This window comes from Streptomyces sp. NPDC048389, from assembly GCF_040706335.1.
Taxonomy (GTDB): Bacteria; Actinomycetota; Actinomycetes; order Streptomycetales; family Streptomycetaceae; genus Streptomyces.
In genome coordinates this window covers 71,249-77,015 of record NZ_JBEZKP010000033.1, presented here as the reverse complement: position 1 = coordinate 77,015, position 5,767 = coordinate 71,249, and the positions used below count along the sequence as shown (strand labels likewise).

General features: G+C 74.1%; 6 protein-coding genes. 5 read left to right on the top strand and 1 reads right to left on the bottom strand.

The window, feature by feature from the left end:
• From AB0903_RS22160 to AB0903_RS22145, 4 genes are all read left to right on the top strand, one after another.
• The coding region (locus AB0903_RS22160; RefSeq protein ID WP_366705297.1) for an acetate--CoA ligase family protein at window positions 1–1,283 on the top strand (1,283 nt) is incomplete at its 5' end.
• Window positions 1,284–1,310: 27 nt separating this feature from the next.
• Entirely contained in the window at window positions 1,311–1,904 is a 594-nt protein-coding gene (locus tag AB0903_RS22155; protein WP_366705295.1) for a DUF5998 family protein, read from the top strand.
• A complete protein-coding gene (locus AB0903_RS22150) occupies window positions 1,904–3,097 on the top strand; it encodes a nucleotide pyrophosphatase/phosphodiesterase family protein (protein WP_366705293.1) in 1,194 nt (397 codons plus the stop codon). The genes AB0903_RS22155 and AB0903_RS22150 overlap by 1 nt, the downstream gene beginning before the upstream one ends.
• A 37-nt stretch (window positions 3,098–3,134) precedes the next feature.
• A complete protein-coding gene (locus AB0903_RS22145) occupies window positions 3,135–3,848 on the top strand; it encodes a thymidine kinase (protein WP_366705291.1) in 714 nt (237 codons plus the stop codon).
• Here the strand turns inward: AB0903_RS22145 and AB0903_RS22140 are convergent.
• Window positions 3,820–4,587, bottom strand: coding sequence for a VOC family protein (locus tag AB0903_RS22140; RefSeq protein ID WP_366705289.1), 768 nt, complete (start codon window positions 4,585–4,587; stop codon window positions 3,820–3,822). The genes AB0903_RS22145 and AB0903_RS22140 overlap by 29 nt on opposite strands.
• 236 nt (window positions 4,588–4,823) lie before the next feature.
• Between AB0903_RS22140 and AB0903_RS22135 the strand changes: the two genes are divergently transcribed.
• Window positions 4,824–5,654 (top strand): sulfurtransferase, encoded by an 831-nt coding sequence (locus AB0903_RS22135; RefSeq protein WP_366705287.1) that lies wholly within the window; start codon window positions 4,824–4,826, stop codon window positions 5,652–5,654.
• The last annotated feature ends 113 nt before the right edge of the window (window positions 5,655–5,767 follow it).

Sequence of the window (5,767 nt, the reverse complement as noted above, 5' to 3'; positions counted from 1 at the left end):
GATGTCATTGCGCAGTATCAGCGGGAGAGTCGGAAGTACCGGCGGATCCACAACGGTGTCCAGTCGCTGGTGATGGTCGGGTCGACGACCATGCCCCCACTCCGGAGGAACCCGCGTCGGGCGGCGTCGGCCCGTACGCCCCGGGCCAGGCGACGTCGACCCCGGAGGGCTTGGGCGCGTCGGCCGACGCCCTGCTGACCCCCGGCGTCGGTCCGGCCCCGGGCGGCCCCGTGCCCTCGGGCACCGGCTCCGCCGGTGGCGGGCCCGGCCCGGGTGCGGGTGCGCCAGGCCGTGCCGGGCAGCCGGCCTCGGCCGGCCCTGGGACCGCCCGCGCCGGGGCGGACGGCAGCGCCGCCGCCGGGCAGGCGGGCCAGGACGCGCCCGAACCCGCCCCGCCCGGCAGGGACGCGCGGCGGATTCCCGCGTATCCGGCCGCCGAGCGGGCCGTGCGGGCGCTCGCGGAGGCCGTGAAGTACGGGCAGTGGCGGCGGCAGGCCGCAGAGCCGGGGCGGGTTCCTCAGTACGAGGACATCGACGAGCCCGGGGCCGCCGCGCACATCGAGCGGATCCTCGCGGCGGCGGCGGACAGCAGAGCCTTCGCACTCGGTGCGGCCGACGCGCAGGCGCTCCTCGCGCGCTACGGCATCCACGTACGGCCCACCCTCCCCGCGCCCGACCCCGGCGCCGCCGTGCAGGCGGCCGCGCGCCTCGGCTACCCGGTCGCGCTCAAGACGACCGCCCCCCATCTGCGCCACCGCGCCGATCTCGGCGGTGTCCGGCTCGATCTGGCCGACGAGACCCAGCTCCGCCAGGCGTACCGCGAGCTGACGGAACTGCTCGGCAAGCCCGCCGAGTTGCAGCCCGTGGTGCAGGCCATGGCACCGCGCGGCGTGGACACCGTCGTACGGGCCGCGATCGACCCGGCCGTCGGGGCCGTGCTCTCGTTCGGGCTGGCCGGTGCCGCGTCCGAGCTGCTCGGCGACACCGCCCACCGGCTCGTCCCGGCCACCGACCGTGATGCGGCGGAGCTGATCCGAACCGTCCGCACGGCGCCGCTCCTGTTCGGCTGGCGCGGCTCCGCGCCGGTCGACACGTCCGCGCTGGAGGAACTGCTCCTGCGCGTGTCGCGGCTGGTCGACGACCACCCCGAAGTGGTCGGGATCAGCCTCGAGCCCGTCGTGGTCGCCCAGCACGGCCTGACCGTCCTGGACGCGTCCGTACGGCTCGCGCCGCCGCCGCCGCCCCGAAGCGATCCGGGTCCCCGCAGGCTCCCCAGCTACTGAGCACCGGCGCCTTCGGGGGCCCGTAGGATGGACCGCATGGCGAAGACCGGTACGACGACCCAGGGGCTGCGCGCGGCGATCGAGCGCAGCGGCTACTACCCGGCACTCGTGGCAGAGGCGGTGGAGGCCGCCGTCGGTGGCGAGCCGATCGCGTCGTACCTGGTGCACCAGGAGACCACGTTCGACGCGAACGAGGTCCGCCGCCATGTCACGGTCCTCGTCCTGACGGCGAACCGGTTCATCGTGAGCCACACCGACGAGCAGGCCGCCGACTCCAGCTCTCCGACGCCGTATGCCACGACCTCCACCGAGTCGGTGAAGCTCGGCCGGATCTCGTCCGTCGTGGTCAGCCGCGTCGTCGCCAACCCGGAGGCGTACACCCCGGGCACCCTGCCCCGGGAGGTCGTCCTGACCATCGGCTGGGGCGCCGTCTCGCGCCTCGACCTGGAGCCCGCCGCCTGCGGCGACCCGAACTGCGACGCCGACCACGGCTACACCGGCAACTCCACGGCCGACGACCTGAGCCTGCGGGTCAGCGAGGCCGGCGACGGCCCCGACACCGTCCGCCAGACCCTGGTCTTCGCCCAGGCGCTCTCCGAAGCCACGGCAGCCACCCGCTGATGGCTCAGCCCGCCGTGTGGCCGGACGACCCCGTGTCGCTGGACGTGCACGCCGCGCCCGCGCCCGCGTACGGCAGCGGCTCGCTCGCCGACCTGCTGCCCACGCTCGCCGCCGGCCAGGGCGTGCCCGGGCTCGCACCGTCGATCGCGGAGCTCGCCCCCGCCGACCGGAACTGCGTCTTCCTGATCGACGGTCTCGGCTGGGAGCAGATCAGGTCGCATCCCGAGGAAGCCCCGTATCTGACGTCCCTCCTCGGCACCTCGCGCGGTGGCACGGGGACGCCGATCACGGCCGGTTTCCCCGCGACCACCGCCACCTCGCTCGCCTCCGTCGGCACCGGCCTGCCCCCCGGTGCGCATGGTCTGCCGGGGTACACGGTGCGCAACCCGGAGACCGGCGAGCTGATGAACCAGCTGCGCTGGAAGCCGTGGACCGCGCCGAAGACCTGGCAGCCGTACCCGACCGTCTTCCAGCTCGCCGACCGGGCGGGGGTGCACACCGCGCAGGTGTCGTCGCCCACGTTCGAGCAGACCCCGCTCACCAAGGTCGCCCTCAGCGGCGGCACCTTCCACGGCAGGCTGACCGGCGAGGAACGCGTGGATCTCGCGGCCGAGCAGCTCGCCGCCGGCGACCGCTCGCTGGTCTACACGTACTACAGCGAGGTCGACGGCAAGGGCCACCGCTTCGGCATCGACTCGGACGCCTGGCGCGGTCAGCTGATGTACGTGGACCGACTGGTCGAGCGGCTCGCCGACCGGCTCCCGCCACGCGCCGCGCTGTACGTCACCGCCGACCACGGCATGATCGACATCCCGTTCGACGAGCAGTCCCGTATCGACTTCGACGAGGACTGGGAGCTGCGGGCCGGCGTCGCCCTGCTCGGCGGCGAGGGCAGGGCACGCCATGTCTACGCCGTCCCCGGCGCGGAGAGCGACGTGCTCACCGTGTGGCGCGAGGTGTTGGGCGAGCAGTTCTGGGTGGCGAGCCGTGACGAGGCGATCGCGGCCGGCTGGTTCGGTCCCCGGATCGACGACCGGGTGTACGGGCGGATCGGTGACGTCGTCGCGGCGGCACACGACGACGTGGTGGTCATCGCGTCGGTCAACGAACCGAACGAGTCCGCGATGGTGGGCATGCACGGTTCCATGACCCCCGCCGAGCAGCTCGTGCCGCTCCTCGAAGTACGTTCCTGACCCGCTTCAGCCCAGACCAGAAAGGTCGCGACTTCCCATGCCCGAGCTGGTGTTCTTCTCCGGAACGATGGACTGCGGAAAGAGCACCCTCGCTCTTCAGATCGAGCACAACCGGTCCGCCCGCGGCCTGCAGGGCATGATCTTCACCCGTGACGACCGGGCCGGCGAGGGCAAGCTCTCCTCCCGCCTGGGTCTGGTGACCGATGCGGTCGAGGCGGCGGAGGGTTTCGACTTCTACGCCTATCTCGTCGACCGGTTGTCCAAGGGCGGCCGGTGCGACTACGTGATCGCCGACGAGGCGCAGTTCCTCGCCCCCGAGCAGATCGACCAGCTCGCCCGTGTCGTCGACGACCTGGAGCTGGACGTGTTCTCCTTCGGTATCACCACCGACTTCCGTTCCAAGCTCTTCCCCGGCTCACAGCGGCTCGTCGAGCTCGCCGACCGCGTCGAGGTGCTGCAGGTCGAGGCGCTGTGCTGGTGCGGCGCGCGGGCGACGCACAACGCCCGCACCGTCGGCGGTGTGATGGTCGTGGAGGGCGCTCAGGTCGTCGTCGGGGACGTCAACCAGTCGCCGGACGAGATCGGTTACGAGGTCCTGTGCCGGCGTCACCACCGCCGCCGGATGACGGCGGCCTCGGCCAGGGCGGCCGCTCTCTCCCCGGATGTGCTGCCGGTCGAGACCGGAGTCGAGGCCACCTCCGGCGCCGACCGTGCCGGCCGCGTCAGCGGGGCTCCGACCGTACGATCGTGAAGACCGCGCCCTCCGGGTCGCAGACGGTCGCCTCCCGGCCGCCGCGCCCCGGTCCGGGCGCCTTGATCACCCGGCCGCCCAGCTCCACCGTCCGATGGGCCGCCGCGTCGGTGTCCTCGACCTCGAAGTACGTCATCCAGTGCGGCCCCCGGCCACGCGGCAGCGCCTGGCCCGTTCCGCGCACGGACGCCACCGGCCGGCCGTCGAGGCGCAGGGTGAGGCGGTCGGAGGAGTCGGCCGGCCCGGTGTCGTAGCCGAAGACCGCGTGGTAGAACTTGCCGACCGACGAGGTGTCCACGGTCAGCAGCTCGTTCCAGACCGGCGTCCCGTGCGTGCCGTACACGGCCGTGCCCAGGTGCGCCGCCGCCTGCCAGACGCCGAACACCGCGCCGCCCGGGTCGGACGCGATCACCAGGCGTCCCGCGTCGGCGGCGTCGAGCGGCCCGACACCGACCGTACCGCCGCAGCTGCGGATCGCCTCCGCGGTCGCGTCGGCGTCGTCGCTCGCCAGGTACGGGGTCCAGGCGACGGGCAGATGGCGGTCGGCCGGGAGACGGCCGATGCCGGCGACCTCCCTGCCGTCGAGCATCGCGCGGACGTAGGGCCCCAGTTGGGTGGGCCCGGGGGAGAACTCCCAGCCGAACAGTGCCGCGTAGAACTCCTGTGTCGCGTCAAGGCCGTGAACCATCAGGCTCACCCAGCACGGAGTGCCGGGCGTGTGCCGAGCCGCCTCGGTCATCGTCACTCTCTCCTCGGACCATCGTGGTGGCCGTACGGGGGGACCGGGCGCGCCGGTCGCGTCGGAGGCCGTGGGGAAGGCCGCCCCGCCCGAGCAGATGGTGTCACCACCCGACGCCCGCGGTGCCGGGCCGCGCCGGATATGGCGGGTTCCCGCCGGAGGTTGCCCGTTGTGATGCGACTCATCCGTTTTGGGGGCGTTACGGTGCGCCAGGCCGGTGCGCGAGGATGGCACCCATGAATCCGATCATCTCCGCGGCGGATCTCGCCCACGAACTCGCCGGCCCCACGCCGCCGGTCCTGCTGGACGTCCGCTACCGGCTCGGCGGGCCCCACGGCCGGCCGGAGTACGAGGCCGGGCACATCCCGGGCGCCGTCTTCGTCGATCTCGAGGCGGAGCTGGCCGGGCCGCCCGGGGAGGGCGGGCGCCATCCGCTCCCCGATGTCGCCGCCTTCGGCGCCGTGATGCGCCGCGCGGGTGTCTCGGCCGGCACGCCCGTGGTCGCGTACGACGCGGACAAGGGCTGGGGCGCGGCGCGCGCCTGGTGGATGCTGCGCTGGGCCGGGCACGACGACGTACGGGTGCTGGACGGCGGGCTCGCCGCGTGGCCGGGACCGCTCGAGACCGCGCTTCCGGCCCCGAAGGAGGGCACGTTCGAACCGAAGCCGGGCGCGCTGCCCCTGCTGGACGCCGACGACGCGGCGGCGGCGGCCCGTGGCGGGCTGCTGCTCGATGCCCGTGCGCAGGAGCGCTACCGCGGCGAGGTGGAGCCCATCGACCCGGTCGCCGGGCACATTCCGGGCGCGGTCTCCGCACCGACCACGGAGAACCTGGACGCGCGGGGCCGGTTCCTCGCGCCCGAGTTGCTGGCCGCCCGTTTCCGCGGTCTCGGGGCGGGCGAGCACACCCCGGACGTGGGCGTCTACTGCGGCTCCGGCGTCTCGGCCGCCCAGCAGGCAGTGGCCCTGGAGCTGGCGGGCTTCCGGCCCGCCCTGTACGCGGGCTCCTGGTCGGAGTGGTCGCGCGACCCGGAACGCCCGGTCGCGACGGGGCCCGAGCGGGGCTGACCCGGTCCGGGGGGGGGGGGGGGGGGGGGGCCCGGGGGGCCCCCCCCGCCCCCCGCGGCGCGGGCCGCGACCAAGGAGATAAAGAAGTTTTATATTGGGGGGGGGGGGGAGGA